Raw genomic sequence first — 14963 nt, forward strand, 5'->3', positions numbered from 1 at the left:
TGCGCCGCCCCCGCGGGGCGCCGCGTGATCCGTCCGAACGGACAGCACCCGCTGCGGGCCCAAGGGCCCGCTAACGTTTAAGGAATAGAAATGGAACTGATCCTCCTGCAGAAGGTCGTGAACCTCGGCGGCCTCGGCGACAAGGTCCGCGTCAAGCCGGGCTACGGCCGCAACTTCCTGATCCCGTACGGCAAGGCCGTGCCGGCGACGGAAGCCAACATCGCCGCGTTCGAAGCCAAGCGCGCCGAGTACGAAGCCAAGGCCAAGGCCCTGCTGTCGGGCGCCGAAGGCCGCAAGGCGCAGCTGGAAGGCGTCGAAGTGACGCTGGGCGCCAACGCGTCGCCGGAAGGCAAGCTGTACGGCTCGATCACCTCGCGCGACATCGCCGAGGCCCTGACGAAGGCTGGCCACCAGGTCGCCAAGTCGGAAGTCGTGCTGGCCGGCCCGATCCGCGCCGTCGGCGAGTACGACGTCATCGTGCACCTGCACGCCGACGTCGAAGTGACGGTCAAGGTCGTGGTCAAGGCCGAAGCCGCCTGATCGCCACGCGTCACGCGTCACCGGAACGGGCGCCTCGCGGCGCCCGTTTTCTTTTTCGGCGCGCACGCACCGCCGACCGGCCTCGTCGCACGGCGTGAGACGCCGGACGGCCACGATTCCCACCGCTTATCCACAGACTTGTCTGCAACGCCGTGGGCGCCATCGCGCCTACGCTGTGCGACCGCTGGGACGCCCCGAGTAGAACCCCCGAGATGGCTGCACGACTTCCGCCCCGAGCTTCGATCGATCCCCGCGTGGAGGCGCTGCGCGTGCCTCCGCACTCGATCGACGCCGAGCAGGCCGTGCTGGGCGGCCTGATGCTCGACCCGTATGCGCTCGAGAAGATCCTCGACCTGCTGTCCTACACCGACTTCTACCGCCGCGACCACCAGCTGATCTTCAAGGCGATCTCCGAGCTGTCGGAGAAGAGCAAGCCCTACGACGCGGTCACGCTGGGCGACTGGTTCGAAGCGCACTCGCTGGCCGACCAGGTCGGCGGCACGCCGTACCTCGTCGAGCTGGCGCAGACGACGCCGTCGGCCGCGAACATCCGCGCGTACGCCGAGATCGTGCGCGACAAGTCGGTGCTGCGCAGCCTGATCGAAGTGGGCACGCAGATCGCCGAGGACGGCTTCGCGCCGGGCAACCGCGAGACGCCGGATCTGCTGGCCGAAGCCGAGCAGCGCGTCTTCAAGATCGCCGACCAGAACCGCAGCGGCCGCAAGGACATGGTCTCCCTGAAGGAGGCGATGAAGGAGGCTTTCGAGATCCTCCAGGTCCGCTACGAGACGCAGGGCACGGTCACCGGCCTGCCCACCGGCTTCACCGACTTCGACGAGATGACCGCCGGCCTGCAGCCCTCCGACCTGATCGTGCTCGCCGCGCGCCCGGCCATGGGCAAGACCACGCTGGCGCTGAACATGGCCGAGTACGCCGCGCTGAAGTCGAAGAAGGCGGTGGTGATCTTCTCGATGGAAATGTCTGCCAGCCAGCTGGCCTTCCGTCTGATTTCCTCGATCGGCCGCATCAACGCCGGCCGGCTGAAGACCGGCCAGCTCGAAGACGAGGACTGGTCGCGCGTGACCATGGCGATGAAGATGCTGTCGGAATCGAAAATCTTCATCGACGACGAACCGGCGCTGTCGCCGGCCAAGCTGCTGTCGAAGGCCCGCCGCCTGAAGCGCGAGCACGACCTTGGCCTCGTGGTCGTCGACTACCTGCAGCTGATGCAGGTGCCGGGCAACAGCGAGAACCGCGCCACCGAGATCTCGGAGATCAGCCGTTCGCTGAAGGCGCTGGCCAAGGAGCTCAACCTGCCGGTGATCGCGCTCTCCCAGCTCAACCGCGGCCTCGAATCGCGCACCGACAAGCGCCCGGTGATGTCCGACCTGCGCGAGTCCGGCGCCATCGAGCAGGACGCCGACATCATCCTGTTCATCTACCGCGACGATTACTACAACAAGGACAGCAACGACAAAGGCCTGGCCGAGGTGCTGATCTCGAAGCACCGTAACGGCGCGACCGGCACCGTCAAGCTGAAGTTCTTCGGCGAGTACACGCGCTTCGACAACCTCGCCCGCGATTCCGTGGGCAGCTTCGAGTAAGGCGCTGCGGCGGACTCAACCGCCGACGTATTCGCGCGGGATGCGCTCGTTGAGGCCGGTCAGGATCTCGTAGGGGATGGTCCCGGCCCGCTCGGCCACGGCTTCGACGCGGAGATCCTCGCTGCATTGGGCACCGATCAGTACGACCTCGTCGTCGTTGTACGCCGTGCCCTCGGGCCCGAGATCCACCATGAACTGGTCCATGCACACGCGGCCCACGATCGGCTTGCGCAGGCCCCTCACGAGCACCTCGCCCTTCGAAGAGAGCGCCCGCGGCCAGCCGTCGCCGTAGCCGATCGGGATGGTGACGACACGCGTGTCGGTACCGGCCGCCCAGGTGGCGCCGTAGCTCACCGTGGCGCCGGCACGCACCACCTTGAAATAGACGACGCGCGAGGTCAGCGACAGCACCGGCGTCAATCCGATCGGATCGCGCGAGGCCGGGTCGGGCAGGGCGCCATAGAGCGCGATGCCGGGGCGCACCATGTCCAGCCAGGTTTCGGGGAAATGCAGAACGCCGCCGGAGTTCGCGAGGTGGCGGATCGGCATCGGTGCGCCGGATCGCGCGCAGGCGCGTTCGACGTGGGCGCAGGCCTCGGCGAAGCGGGCGACCTGCACGGCCGTCATGGGATGGTCGGGATCGTCGGCGCAGGCGAGGTGCGAGTACACGCCCTTGACCCGGCAGCCGCGCGAGGCGAACGCCGCATCGATCAGGCCCTGGCAGGAGTAGCTGTGGACGCCGACGCGCTCCATGCCGGTATCGATCTTCAGGTGGACGACGGCCTCGCGGCCGACGGCCGCCGCCGCGGCCTCGGCGAGGCGCAGCTTGTCGATCGACGAGACGGTGATCTCGAGGTCGTGGGCGAGGAACTCCTGCAGCTGCTTGCCGTACACCCCGCCCATCACGAGGATCGGCGCGCGCACGCCGGCCCGGCGCAGCGCGATCCCCTCTTCGACGAAGGCGACCCCCAATTGGTCGATGCCTTGGGCCTCGAGATGCCGCGCCACCGGTACGAGGCCGTGGCCGTAGGCATTGGCCTTGACGATGCCCATGACCGGCCTGCCGGTGTGGCGACGGAGGCCCCGGAGGTTGTGGGCGAGGGCATCGAGATCGACGCGGATGCGGGTCGGCCGCTGGCTGGCGAGGTCGCTCATGGCCGGATTGTACGGGGCGCATCTGGCCGCCCGAAGGCAGGGACGGGCACGTGCCGTGCACGCGGCGCTGGCCAGACTGCCCCGATGCCCGTCGCCCTCCGCCACCTCGTCGTCGTCCTCGGCGACCAGCTCAACCTTGATTCGGTGGCCTTCGACGGCTTCGACCCGGCGCGGGACGCGGTGTGGATGGCCGAGGTGCGCCACGAAGCCACGCAGGTGTGGTCGACGAAGCCGCGGATCGCCGTCTTTCTCGCCGCCATGCGGCACGCCCGCGACGCGCTGCTTGCCCGTGGATTCACCGTCCACTACCGGGCGATGGACGCGCACGAGGCGCCGACGCTGGAGGCGGCGCTGGCCGACGACCTCGCGCGGCTGCGTCCGCAAGCGGTGATCGCGGTGACGCCGGGGGAATGGCGGCTGGCGCAGTCTCTCCCGGCGACCTGCCGCGAGGCCGGCGTGCGCTGGATCGAGCGCGACGACACGCATTTCCTCGCCAGCCGCGAGGACTTCGCGCGCTGGGCCAAGGGCCGCAAGGAGTACCGGATGGAGTACTTCTACCGCGAGATGCGCCGGCAGCACGGCGTCCTGATGGACGGTGACGCGCCCGTCGGCGGCCAGTGGAACTTCGACCACGACAACCGCGAGGCCTTCGACGCGCGCGGGCCGGGCTTCCTCCCGGCGCCGATCCGCTTCGAGCCCGATGCGACCACGCGCGAGGTGATCGCTCTCGTCGAACGCCGCTTCGCTGCACACCCCGGCAGGCTCGCGACCTTCGACTGGCCGGTGACCCCCGAGGACGCCGAGGACGCGCTGCAGGACTTCGTCGCGAACCGCCTGCCGCTGTTCGGCCGCTACCAGGACGCGATGTGGACCGGCGAGCCGTGGCTGTACCACTCGCGCATCAGCGCCGCGCTGAACCTCAAGCTCCTCGACCCACGCCGGGTCATCGCGGCGGCCGTCGCGGCCTGGGAGGAGGGCGGGGCGCCACTGGCCGCGGTGGAGGGCTTCGTGCGGCAGGTGCTGGGCTGGCGCGAGTTCATCCGCGGCATGTACTGGCTGCGGATGCCGGCTTTCCTCGATGACAACGCGCTCGACGCCCATGAGCCCCTGCCGGCCCTGTACTGGACCGGCGAGACCGAGATGCGCTGCCTCGCCGAGGCCGTGGGGCAGACCCTCGAACACGGCTACGCGCACCACATCCACCGTCTGATGGTGACCGGCCTGTTCGCCCAGCTGGTCGGCGTCGAACCGAAGCGCGTGCACGAGTGGTACCTCGCCGTGTACGTCGACGCGGTCGAGTGGGTCGAACTGCCGAACGTGCTGGGCATGAGCCAGTACGCCGACGGCGGCAAGATGACCAGCAAGCCCTACGTCGCCAGCGGCAAGTACATCGAGCGCATGTCGAACTACTGCGCGCATTGCCCCTACGACCCGGCCAAGGCCACCGGCCCCAAGGCCTGCCCGTTCACCACGCTGTACTGGGACTTCCTCGACCGCCACCGCGAGCGCTTCGAGCGCCATCCCCGCACGGCGCTGCAGTGGAAGAACCTCGCCCGCAAGCCCGACGCCGAACTCGCCGCCATCCGCGACGCCGCCGCCGCGCTGCGGGCCCGCCTGCGCGCTGTCCCGAATCCTGAAACCGCATCCCAGACGGGCCGCGTGCCCGAGGAGACAAGCCCATGACCTCGACCTGCCTCATCACCGGCGGCTCCGGCGGCATCGCCCGCGCACTCGCGGCCACGCTGCGCGCGCAGGGCTGGCGCGTGGCCCGCGCCGGCCGCTCGTTCGACAAGCTCGCGCCTGATGACGGCGACACGCTCATCGAAGCGGACATCGCCACGGAAGCTGGCGCGGCGGAGGCCGTCGCCGACGCCACGGCCGCGTTCGGTGGGGTGCCCGGCGCGGTGGTCAACGCCGCCGGCGCCATCCTGCTGGCCAGCATCACCCGCACCAGCGAGGCGCAGTACCGCGACTGCCTCGCCGCCAACCTCGACACCGCGTTCTTCACCGCCAAGGCCTACGTGGCCGCGCTGCAGCAGGCGCAGAAGGACGGCGGCAGCGGGGCAGGGCGCCTGCTGATGTTCTCGTCCGTCGCCGCGGGCATCGGCGTCGGCAACCACGCGGCCATCGCGATGGCCAAGGGCGCGATCGAGGCGCTCGTGCGCTCGCTGGCCGCCGACCATTCGGCGATGGGCCTGCGCGTCAACGCCATCGCGCCGGGCCTGATGGCCACGCCGCTGACCGCCAAGCTCGTCGCCAACGAGGCGTCGAAGAAAGCGATCAGCGCGCAGTACCCGCTCGGTCGCCACGGCGAAGCCGAGGACGCCGCGGCGCTCGCGGCCTTCCTGCTCGGCCCGGGCGGCGACTGGATCAACGGCCAGGTCATCGCGCTCGACGGCGGCTTCACCGCGGTCCGTCCGATGGTCAAGGTGGCCGGATGAGCCGTGCCCTCGTCTGGTTCCGCCGCGACCTGCGGTTGGACGACCATCCCGCACTGCAGGCGGCGCTGAAAGCCGGGCACGCGCCGGTGCCGGTCTACATCCATGCGCCCGAGGAAGACGCGCCGTGGGCGCCGGGTGCGGCGTCGCACGTGTGGCTCGATCGCTCGCTGCGCGCCCTGCGCGACGCGCTGCGCGCGATCGGCAGCGACCTGATCATCCGCCGAGGCCCCAGCACGGCGACCCTGCTGGCCCTCGCCGAGGAGACCGGCGCCGAGGCCGTGTACTGGCATCGGCTCTATGAGCCAGCGAGCATCGCCCGCGACACCACCACGAAGGCCGCGCTGAAGGCGAAAGGCCTGCACGCCGAGAGCCTCAATGGGGCGCTGCTGGTCGAGCCGTGGGAGATCAAGACCGGGGGCGGCGAGCCCTACCGCGTGTTCACGCCGTTCTGGAAGAACGCGAAGCAGCGGCTGGACGACCTCGTGCCCGCTCCCGCGCCGACCACGCTGCCCGCGGTGCCGGCCTTACCCTCGCTCGACGTCGACGCCCTGCGCTTGCGCCCACCGGCCCGCGAGCGCGACTGGGACCTCGGTTTCTGGGCGCACTGGACGCCCGGCGAAGCCGGCGCGGGCGAACTGCTCGAGGCCTTCCTCGACGGCGCGGTGCACGGCTACAAGGAGCAGCGCAACTTCCCGGACCGGGTCGGCACGTCCAAGCTCTCGCCGCACCTGCACTTCGGCGAGATCTCGCCGCGGCGCATCGTGCAGGCCCTCCGCGACGCGCGGCTGCCGTCCAAGATCCAGCCCGACGTCGACCACTACCTCTCGGAGCTCGGCTGGCGCGAGTTCAGCCACCACCTGCTGTTCCACTTCCCGCACACCAGCGACGAGAACATGAACCCGCGCTTCCAGGAGTTCGCCTGGGCCGAGGTCGACCCCGTCCGCCTGGAGGCCTGGCAACGAGGCCGCACCGGCGTGCCGATCGTCGATGCCGGCATGCGCGAGCTCTACGCCACGGGGTGGATGCACAACCGCGTGCGCATGGTGGTGGCGAGCTTCCTGACCAAGAACCTGCGCTACCACTGGCTGCACGGGGCGCGCTGGTTCTGGGACACGCTGGTCGACGCCAGCCTCGCGAACAACACGCAGGGCTGGCAGTGGACGGCCGGCACCGGCGCCGACGCCGCGCCGTACTTCCGCATCTTCAGCCCCGCGTCACAGGCCGAGAAGTTCGACCCGAAGGGCGCCTACATCCAGCGCTGGGTGCCGGAGTTGGCGAAGCTCCCGGCCGCGGCCTTGGCCGAGCCCTGGACGCATGGCGACCTGCTGGCGCGCCTGGCCCCCGCCTACCCGCGGAAGCCCATCGTCGATCTCAAGCAGAGCCGGGCCGAGGCGCTCGCGGCCTATTCCGGCCCCAAGTCCTTGCCGGAGGACTGAACGGCGCGGCATCCTGCCGGGAACAGGGGAGGGGATGATGGCGACGCGGAAATCCACGCGGGGGAAGGCGTTCGGTGAGGCCGGCAGGGACCTCACGCGGGTGCAGCGCGACAAGGCGCCGGAGCCCGTGATCGACGGGGTGCCACCCCGCCGCCGTCGTCGCGAGCCGATGTCGCGGGTCGATACGGCATGGCTGCGCATGGAGCGCAGCACCAACCTGATGATGATCACCTCGGTGATGATGTTCGAGTCGCCGCTGGCGCTCGACCGCCTGAAGAAGACCATCAAGGACCGTTTCCTCGCCTATCCGCGTTTCCGCCAGAAGGTGGTCGAGACCGCGATGGGGCCGCACTGGGAAAACGACCCCGACTTCGACATCGACTGGCATGTGCGCTTGTCGGCACTTCCCGGGCGCGGCGGCAAGCGCGAGCTCGAGCGCTTCGTCAGCCACATGGCCTCGACGCCGCTCGACCAGACCAAGCCGCTCTGGCAATTCCACCTCGTCGAACGCTACGGCGGCGGTTCTGCCGTGGTCTGCCGCATCCACCATTGCTACGCCGACGGCATCGCCCTCGTGCAGGTGCTGCTCTCGATGACCGACGTCGAGGCGCAGCCGCAGAAGTCCGAGCCGCTCACCAAGCGCTGGCTCAAGAAGGAAGAGCACGCCAAGGTCGCGCAGCGCGTCGGTGCCATCGGCCGCTACGTGCAGATGGGCGAGAAGGTGCTCGAGAAGGGCATGGATTTCGCGCGCGACCCCTCGCTGGTCGGCGTGCTCGCGAACGAGGGCGTGGAACTCGCCAAGGAGCTCGCGTACGCGCTCGCCCTCGAGGACGATCCCGCCACCGTTCTGAAGATGCCGCTGGGCGTGAGCAAGCGATGTGCCTGGGCGGAACCGCTCGCACTGGCCGATGTGAAGGCCGTGGGGCGGGCCTTCCAGTGCACCGTCAACGACGTGCTTCTCGCCTCCGTGGCGGGGGCGCTGCGCAGCTACCTGGTCGAGCGCGGCGAGGTGCTCGACGGGCGCAACATCCGCGTGACCGTGCCGGTGAATCTGCGGCCCCTCGAACATGCCAAGCAGCTCGGGAACCACTTCGGCCTGGTCTTCCTCGAACTGCCCGTCGGCGAGCCGAACCCGGTGGCCCGCCTGCAGAAGGTCGCCGCGAACATGCGCCAGCTGCGCAAATCGCGGCAGGCGATCATGGCCTTCGGCCTGCTCGCCGCCTTGGGCATGGCGCCGGTACCGCTGCAGCGCGTCGCGCTGGAGCTGTTTTCGCGCAAGGCCACCGCCGTGGCGACGAACGTGCCCGGCCCGCAGAGCCCGCTTTACCTCGCCGGCAGCAAGATCAGGGACATGATGTTCTGGGTGCCGCAGACCGGCGGCATCGGCATCGGTGTCTCCATCCTCAGCTACAACGGCCGGGTGCATTTCGGCCTGATCGCGGACGCGAAGCTGATGCCCGACCCGGATTCGGTGATCCGCCGTTTCGAACCGGAGTTCGAAAAGCTGGTCTACCTCGCGCTGATGGCGGGATGGGATCACGGCTTCGGCCCCGAAGACGCCGAGGCGCTGATGCCCTTGGTCGACGAGTCCATCTGATGGCCGGATTCTGCCCGCTCCCCGGACAAGGCCTGCAGGTCGCTCCCGACGAGGTTCCTGCGCCCGCGATCGCCATTGCCAGGGAGGAAGACATCGGCGTGGCCGTGTTGGCCGGCGGCTGTTTCTGGTGCACCGAAGCCGTGTTCGCCGCGCTCGATGGCGTCCTCAGCGTCCTTCCGGGCTACATCGGTGGCGAGGCGGCCACGGCGAACTACGATGCCGTGTGCAGCGGTCGCAGCGGCCACGCCGAGGCCATCCGCATCAGTTACAACCCCGCGAGGATCGGATTCGGCAACCTGCTGCGGGTGTTCTTCACGGTGGCGCACGACCCGACGCAGCGCGACCGGCAAGGCCACGACGTGGGCACGCAGTACCGCTCGACGATCTTCCCGTTGGACGCCCGGCAACACGACGTGGCCTCGGCCTACATCACGCAGCTCGACGCGGCCGGGGTCTTCGCCGGGCCCATCGCGACGACGCTGGAACCGCATGCGGCGTTCTATCCCGCGGAGGCGTACCATCACCGTTACGTCGAGCGGAACCCCGGCCAGCCCTATGTCGCCGCGGTGGCGCTGCCGAAGCTCGACAAGCTCCACGACCATTTCGGGACATGGACCCGGCAACGGCCGGATTGATCGCTTCTCCTGGAGACCGCGGGATGACGCTCCAGAACCAAGGCTCTTCGGCCATTTCGCTCCACGGCCCCAGCTTCCCGGTCTCCGCATCGAGCATCCTTGGCGCAGCGCATGCCGCCATCGTCGTGCAGGGACCGAACGGACAGATCGTCCATTGCAATGCGGACGCCGAGCGGGTGCTCGGCCTGAGCCGCGAGCAGATGCTGGGGCGCGATTCACTCGACCCGCGTTGGGCGGCGATCGACCCGGACGGCCGACCGCTTCCCGGAGATCGCCACCCGGGTCCGATGGCCCTCGCCACCGGGCAGCCGCAGCTCGGCATCACCATGGGGATCCGCCTTCCCAACGGCAAGCGCCGCTGGTTGCTGGTCGATTCCGACGTGTTCGATGCCGAAGGCATCGGCACCTGCGCCGTGTCCTCCTTCATGGACATCACCGAACGCCGGCGGCTCGAGGCCTGGCAGTCGCTGACGCTCGACCTGTTCGAGGAGATGGGACGACGGGCGCCGCTGGAAAGCCTGTTGCTCCGCCTCGTGGGGTTCGTCGAAACCCAGCTCGGGGGCGCGCGCTGCTCGATGCAGCTGCTCTCCGACGACCGACGACGAATGCAGACGAGCCTGTCTCCATCGCTGCCCCGCGCCTACCTCGCGGCACTCGAAGGCCTCGAGATCTCCCCGACGGTGGGCTCGTGCGGCGCCGCCGCGTCGTTGGGCCATACGGTCATCGTTCCGGACGTCTTCAACCACCCGAACTGGGCGCCCTACCTCCCGCTTGCGGAGATTCACGGCTTCCGCGCTTGCTGGTCGGAACCCGTGTTCGACGATTCCGGCGTGCCGATGGGCACCTTCGCGGTCTACTACGACGAGGTGCGGGAGCCGGAGCCGGACGACCTCTCGCTGCTGCGCCAATCGGGCAGCCTCGCGGCCCTCGTGATCCAGCGTGCAGCCGCCCACGAGGACCTGATGCTCGCCGCCGCGCTGTTCGAACAGGGCACCGAATCGGTGGTGGTGACCGACGCGGAACACCGGATCGTTCGCGTCAACCGCTCCTTCGAGCGTCTCACCGGTTACACGCTCTCGGAGGCGCTCGGCCGGCGCCCGGCCGAATGGCACGCCGGTTCGCCGCTCGCCACGCAGGGCCGCAGCATCGAAGAGGATGCCGAGGCGGGAGGCCACTGGCAGGGCGAGCTGATGCTGCGCTGCAAGAACGGGGAAATCGTCCCGGTCTGGCTGTCGGTCGTGCCACTGCGCTGTCGGCAGGGGCACATCACGCACTACCTGCGCACCGCCATCGACTTGCGCGAAACCAAGGCGCAAGCCGAACGGATCCGGCAATTGGCTTTCTACGATCCGCTGACCCACCTGCCCAACCGGGCCCTCGTCACCGATCGTTTGAGGCAGGCGCTCGTGAGCGCGGAGCGACGCCGGCAGCCCCTTGCGGTTTTGTTCATCGACCTCAACCGCTTCAAGGAGGTGAACGACACGCTTGGCCACGCCGTCGGGGACGAGGTGCTCGCGGCCGTCTCCCGACGTTTCGCCGACGCCGTTCGCCGTGACGATTCGCTGGGACGCCTCGGCGGCGACGAGTTCATCGTGATCGCGGACGGCGCCGGAGAGCCGGAAGCCTCGCTGTGCGCCGAACGGCTCATGGAGGCGCTCTCCGAGCCGGTCGTCGTGCAGGGCCAGCCCTTCGCCCTCGGCGCCAGCATCGGCATCGCGCTATACCCCGCCGACGGTCGCCAGCCCGAGGAGTTGATGAAGCACGCCGACATCGCGATGTACCGGGCGAAGAGCGCGGGCGGCGGCTTCCGCCTCTACCAGCCGGAAATGAGCAGCGGCCTCGGCGAACGCGTGGCCCTGGCGCGTGACCTTCGCTACGCATTGATGCGCGGCGAAGCCTTGAGCCTGCACTTCCAACCCCAGTTCGCGCTGGAGGACGGGGCGCTTAGCGGGGCGGAGGCGCTCATCCGGTGGAACCATCCGTCGCTTGGCCCGATTTCACCGGCCGCGTTCATCCCCCTGGCGGAAGAGCGCTCGATGATGCTGGACGTTGGCGACTGGGTGCTTGACGCCGCTTGCCGGCAACTGGCCACTTGGAAAGCCGAGGGCAGGGCGCTCCCCGGACGCCTCGCGATCAATGTGTCGGCGCAGCAACTCGACGCCGCGGACGCCGCGTCGCGCGTCCGACGCGTCCTTGCCACCCATGGGATCGACAGCGCGGAGATCGAGATGGAACTCACGGAAAGCGCCCTGATGCGCAACATCGACCACGCGTTGGCGGTGATGCGCGAGCTGCGCGACGACGGCATCGCGCTTGCCATCGACGATTTCGGGACGGGATATTCATCGCTGGCCTATCTAAAACGTTTCCCGGTGGAACGGCTGAAGATCGACATGAGTTTCGTGCGGGACATGCTCTCCGACCCCAACGACTACGCCATCGTCGGCAGCATCATCGGCATGGCGCGCCCCCTGCGGCTGTCCACGGTGGCCGAGGGCGTCGAGCATCCCGGGCAAGCCGAGGCCCTGCGCGAGCTCGGCTGCACGCATGCGCAGGGCTACCTGTTCGGACGACCGGTGCCAGCCGCAGAATTCACCCACCGCTGGTTGTCGCCGGCGACCGGGACACGCACGCCATGAAACTCTTCCACAGCCCTGCGAGCTGCTCGCTTTCGCCCGCCATCGCGCTATTCGAAGCCGGACTGCCGGCCGATCTCGTCAAAGTCGACCTGCGCAAGAAGACGACCGAGCACGGCACCGACTACCGTGCCATCAACCCGCTGGGCTACGTGCCCGCCCTGCAGCTCGACGACGGGGAGATCCTCCTCGAGGGTCCGGCGATCGTCCAGTACATCGCGGACCTCGCACCGGGCAGCGGCCTCGCACCGGCCAACGGCACCCGCGAGCGCTATCAGCTTCAGTCGGCGCTGGCCTTCATCAACAGCGAACTGCACAAGGGCATCGGCGTGCTGTTCGCGCCAGGTCTGTCCGACGACGAAAAAGCGGGCATGACGAAGCGCGCCCGCTTCCGCATCGACCAGCACGAAGCCCGGTGGGGCGAGCGCACCTGGTATCTCGGCGACGCGTTCACTGTCGCCGATGGCTACCAGTTCGTGGTGCTCAACTGGCTGCAGTTCGTGGGCATGGATCTCGCCGACTGGCCGAGGCTCGCCGCGCACAGCGCCCGCGTCCGTGCCCGCCCCGCCGTGCAGGCAGCCATGGCGGCGGTGGGGCTCGACTGAGGCGCGACGCGTTTTCCCCACAACCTGTGGATAGCCGTCTGGACAGTTCCGGGAATGCGGCCGGAGCGGCCGGCGTGGCAAGGGTGTCAAGCGGTCTGCTGGTTTTTTGACCACCCGAGGATCGCGCCCCGCGGCTTTTCCACACGCATTGTGGATAAAGGTCTGGACAGGCTCTGGAGCACGCGTGGCGCGGCCTTGCAACGTGGGCTTGTCAAGGCAGATTGCTCAAAATTTGACCATCAAGCGCCGCCGATTTGACCGCCGATGGGGGAAGCCCGTATTCTTCGCATCCCGATTTCCGGGCGGTTAGCTCAGCGGTAGAGCACTGCTTTCACACGGCAGGGGTCACAGGTTCGAAACCTGTACCGCCCACCAGAACAAGGCGCCCCCGGGCGCCTTTTCTTTTGCCCGGCGACTTCGCGACGATGGGACGGAGGGAGTGGAGCAGGGTGGTCCCGATCGAATTCGCCGCTCGATTCTTCGATCTTGACGCTGTCGTCGTCGACGAGGCGCTGCTGTCGGCCGAGGAGCGCGTGCGCGTCGCACGCAAGGCCACGCCGATCCTGCGCCAGCGCCAAGCGGCATCCTTCCAATGCGTTCGCCTCACGTTGGGCGAGGCGCTGGGGGCCGATCCGTCGACGTTGGCCTTCCGCGCGGATGCCCAGGGCAAGCCGATGCTGATCGACACCCGGCTGCACTTCAACATGAGCCATAGCGCGGGGGTTGGCTTTCTGGCTTGGGGGCAGCGCCCGCTGGGTGCCGATGTCGAAGCGCTGATCGCCCGCCCCACCGACCGTCTCGCGGGGGAGATCCTCGCGCCATCCGAGTTCGAGGCGTGGCGAGCCCTGGCCCCACCGTCGCGCCAAGTAGCGCTGACGCGGGCCTGGACACGGAAAGAAGCCACGCTGAAGGCGATCGGGACCGGCCTGCGGATCGCGCCGCGAACCGTCCTCGTGGGCAACGTCTGGACCACGCCCGACACGCCGACGGCGGCGACGGCCCAGCGATGGATCGCCGAGCATGGCGGGCGGCGCTGGCGCGGCTTCGAAGGCTTCGAGGGTGCTCCCGACGGCTATCGCGCCGCCGTCTGCATCGAGGCCGACGGTGTCTGAACAGGAGTGGTGGTTCGTCTACGTCCTTCGATGCCGGGGGGATCGCCTCTACTGCGGAATCGCCAAGGATGTCGAGGCGCGATACGCCGAGCACCGGGCGGGGAAGGGGGCCAAGTTCACGCGCGCATTTCCGCCGGAAACCATCCTGGCCGCGATCCGGATTGCCGGCAAACCGCAAGCGCTGCGCGAAGAGCGGGCGTTCAAGGCCTTGGGGCGTCCTCGGAAACTGCAACGGCTCGTCGAATGGTCGATCCCTGCAAAGGCCGGTCAATCCGCGACGCATCGCACGCCGGCCTCGACGACGACGGAGCACGATTGACGAATGCTCCCGCCGGTCTTCGGTCCCTCGCTCGGACCCGCGCTGCCCATCGCCCCCATTCGACCGACGCCAATCGGCACGCCGGAGGCGCTCGCGACCCCCGAGCCCGCGCCCCGGCCCCTGCCGCCGGACCGGTCGCCCGGAATCGACGAGGTCGGCGCGATGCTGGCAGCGATGGTGAAGCAGCTCGACCCTTCGCGGACGACGGCTGCGAACGCCGCGAAGATCTACAGCGCGGTGTCCCGGCTTCCGCCGGCCTGAGCGGATGGCGATCGGTGACGCCATGCCCCACATGCCGCCGCTGAAGTATCTCGTTGGCTACCCCGACAACCTGCAGCAGCGGGTCCGAATGCTGATCGATCAAGGCCGCCTCGGCCCCATGCTGGCGCAGCGGTATCCGGATCGGCACGCCGTTCGAAGCGACGGGCAGCTATACGAGTATGTCCAAGGGCTGAAGGACCGGCACCTTCGCCAGTCGCCGCCCTTGGGCAAGGTCGTCTACGACGGCGGCCTGCACGTGCTGAAGCACGCCCTCGGTACGCACACGATCCGTTCGAGGGTGCAGGGAAGGCGATTGAAGGTGGGGCGTGAAATCCGGATCGCCGCCTTGTTCAAGGAGGTTGCGCCGGAGTTCCTGCAGATGATCGCTGTGCACGAGCTGGCGCACCTCCGGGAGGGGGAGCACAACAAGGCCTTCTACCAGCTCTGCACGCACATGGCGCCGGAGTACCACCAATGGGAGCTGGATCTTCGGCTGTACCTGACGCTTCAGGACGTCGCGGCTTGAGAAACCTCAGGCCGGCGGCGCTGTTGCAACGGGGTGGAGGCTAGGCGCCGCGGGACAATGGTTCGCATAATGAATATTATGTAATTTCGTACAGGG

The 14963-nt window shown here is 68.8% G+C and carries 14 protein-coding genes and 1 tRNA gene; 14 read left to right on the forward strand and 1 reads right to left on the reverse strand.

Annotated features, from left to right (window positions below):
* The first annotated feature begins 90 nt into the window (after window positions 1-90).
* Both rplI and ACYVAK_RS08995 read left to right on the forward strand, forming a co-directional pair.
* Window positions 91-540, forward strand: a complete 450-nt coding sequence (gene rplI / locus ACYVAK_RS08990) for a 50S ribosomal protein L9 (RefSeq protein WP_461060069.1) — start codon at window positions 91-93, stop codon at window positions 538-540.
* Window positions 541-752: 212 nt separating this feature from the next.
* Entirely contained in the window at window positions 753-2144 is a 1392-nt protein-coding gene (locus ACYVAK_RS08995; protein ID WP_461060071.1) for a replicative DNA helicase, read from the forward strand.
* Window positions 2145-2159: 15 nt separating this feature from the next.
* Here ACYVAK_RS08995 and alr read toward each other — a convergent pair whose 3' ends face one another.
* Entirely contained in the window at window positions 2160-3299 is a 1140-nt protein-coding gene (alr, locus tag ACYVAK_RS09000) for an alanine racemase (RefSeq protein ID WP_461060073.1), read from the reverse strand.
* 84 nt (window positions 3300-3383) lie between these two features.
* Between alr and ACYVAK_RS09005 the strand changes: the two genes are divergently transcribed.
* The 12 genes from ACYVAK_RS09005 to ACYVAK_RS09060 all read left to right on the forward strand — a co-directional run bounded on the left by ACYVAK_RS09005 (window position 3384) and on the right by ACYVAK_RS09060 (window position 14867).
* Window positions 3384-4982 carry a cryptochrome/photolyase family protein gene (locus tag ACYVAK_RS09005; RefSeq protein ID WP_461060075.1) on the forward strand — a complete coding sequence of 533 codons (1599 nt, stop codon included), beginning with the start codon at window positions 3384-3386 and terminating at the stop codon, window positions 4980-4982.
* Window positions 4979-5740 carry an SDR family NAD(P)-dependent oxidoreductase gene (locus ACYVAK_RS09010; protein WP_461060077.1) on the forward strand — a complete coding sequence of 254 codons (762 nt, stop codon included), beginning with the start codon at window positions 4979-4981 and terminating at the stop codon, window positions 5738-5740. The genes ACYVAK_RS09005 and ACYVAK_RS09010 overlap by 4 nt, the downstream gene beginning before the upstream one ends.
* Complete coding sequence (locus ACYVAK_RS09015; protein WP_461060079.1) at window positions 5737-7176, forward strand: cryptochrome/photolyase family protein; 1440 nt, start codon at window positions 5737-5739, stop codon at window positions 7174-7176. Before ACYVAK_RS09010 ends, ACYVAK_RS09015 begins: the two co-directional genes overlap by 4 nt.
* A gap of 37 nt (window positions 7177-7213) precedes the next feature.
* Window positions 7214-8773 (forward strand): WS/DGAT/MGAT family O-acyltransferase, encoded by a 1560-nt coding sequence (locus ACYVAK_RS09020; RefSeq protein WP_461060081.1) that lies wholly within the window; start codon window positions 7214-7216, stop codon window positions 8771-8773.
* Complete coding sequence (gene msrA, locus ACYVAK_RS09025) at window positions 8773-9408, forward strand: peptide-methionine (S)-S-oxide reductase MsrA (RefSeq protein WP_461060083.1); 636 nt, start codon at window positions 8773-8775, stop codon at window positions 9406-9408. Before ACYVAK_RS09020 ends, msrA begins: the two co-directional genes overlap by 1 nt.
* A 23-nt stretch (window positions 9409-9431) precedes the next feature.
* Window positions 9432-12047: a putative bifunctional diguanylate cyclase/phosphodiesterase gene (locus tag ACYVAK_RS09030; RefSeq protein WP_461060085.1), complete on the forward strand. Its 2616-nt coding sequence runs from the start codon at window positions 9432-9434 to the stop codon at window positions 12045-12047.
* The gene (locus ACYVAK_RS09035; RefSeq protein WP_461060087.1) at window positions 12044-12649 is read left to right on the forward strand and encodes a glutathione S-transferase N-terminal domain-containing protein; all 606 of its coding nucleotides are present in this window, start codon (window positions 12044-12046) and stop codon (window positions 12647-12649) included. The genes ACYVAK_RS09030 and ACYVAK_RS09035 overlap by 4 nt, the downstream gene beginning before the upstream one ends.
* Window positions 12650-12949: 300 nt before the next feature.
* Window positions 12950-13024 (forward strand) — tRNA-Val (locus ACYVAK_RS09040).
* Window positions 13025-13098: 74 nt separating this feature from the next.
* On the forward strand, window positions 13099-13761 hold the full coding sequence (locus ACYVAK_RS09045; protein WP_461060089.1) for a 4'-phosphopantetheinyl transferase family protein: 663 nt from the start codon (window positions 13099-13101) through the stop codon (window positions 13759-13761).
* Window positions 13754-14080 (forward strand): GIY-YIG nuclease family protein, encoded by a 327-nt coding sequence (locus ACYVAK_RS09050; protein WP_461060091.1) that lies wholly within the window; start codon window positions 13754-13756, stop codon window positions 14078-14080. Before ACYVAK_RS09045 ends, ACYVAK_RS09050 begins: the two co-directional genes overlap by 8 nt.
* Window positions 14081-14083: 3 nt before the next feature.
* The gene (locus ACYVAK_RS09055) at window positions 14084-14341 is read left to right on the forward strand and encodes a hypothetical protein (RefSeq protein ID WP_461060093.1); all 258 of its coding nucleotides are present in this window, start codon (window positions 14084-14086) and stop codon (window positions 14339-14341) included.
* A gap of 31 nt (window positions 14342-14372) precedes the next feature.
* A complete protein-coding gene (locus ACYVAK_RS09060) occupies window positions 14373-14867 on the forward strand; it encodes a YgjP-like metallopeptidase domain-containing protein (protein WP_461060532.1) in 495 nt (164 codons plus the stop codon).
* Window positions 14868-14963: the final 96 nt, after the last annotated feature.

Source organism: Silanimonas algicola, from assembly GCF_054777375.1.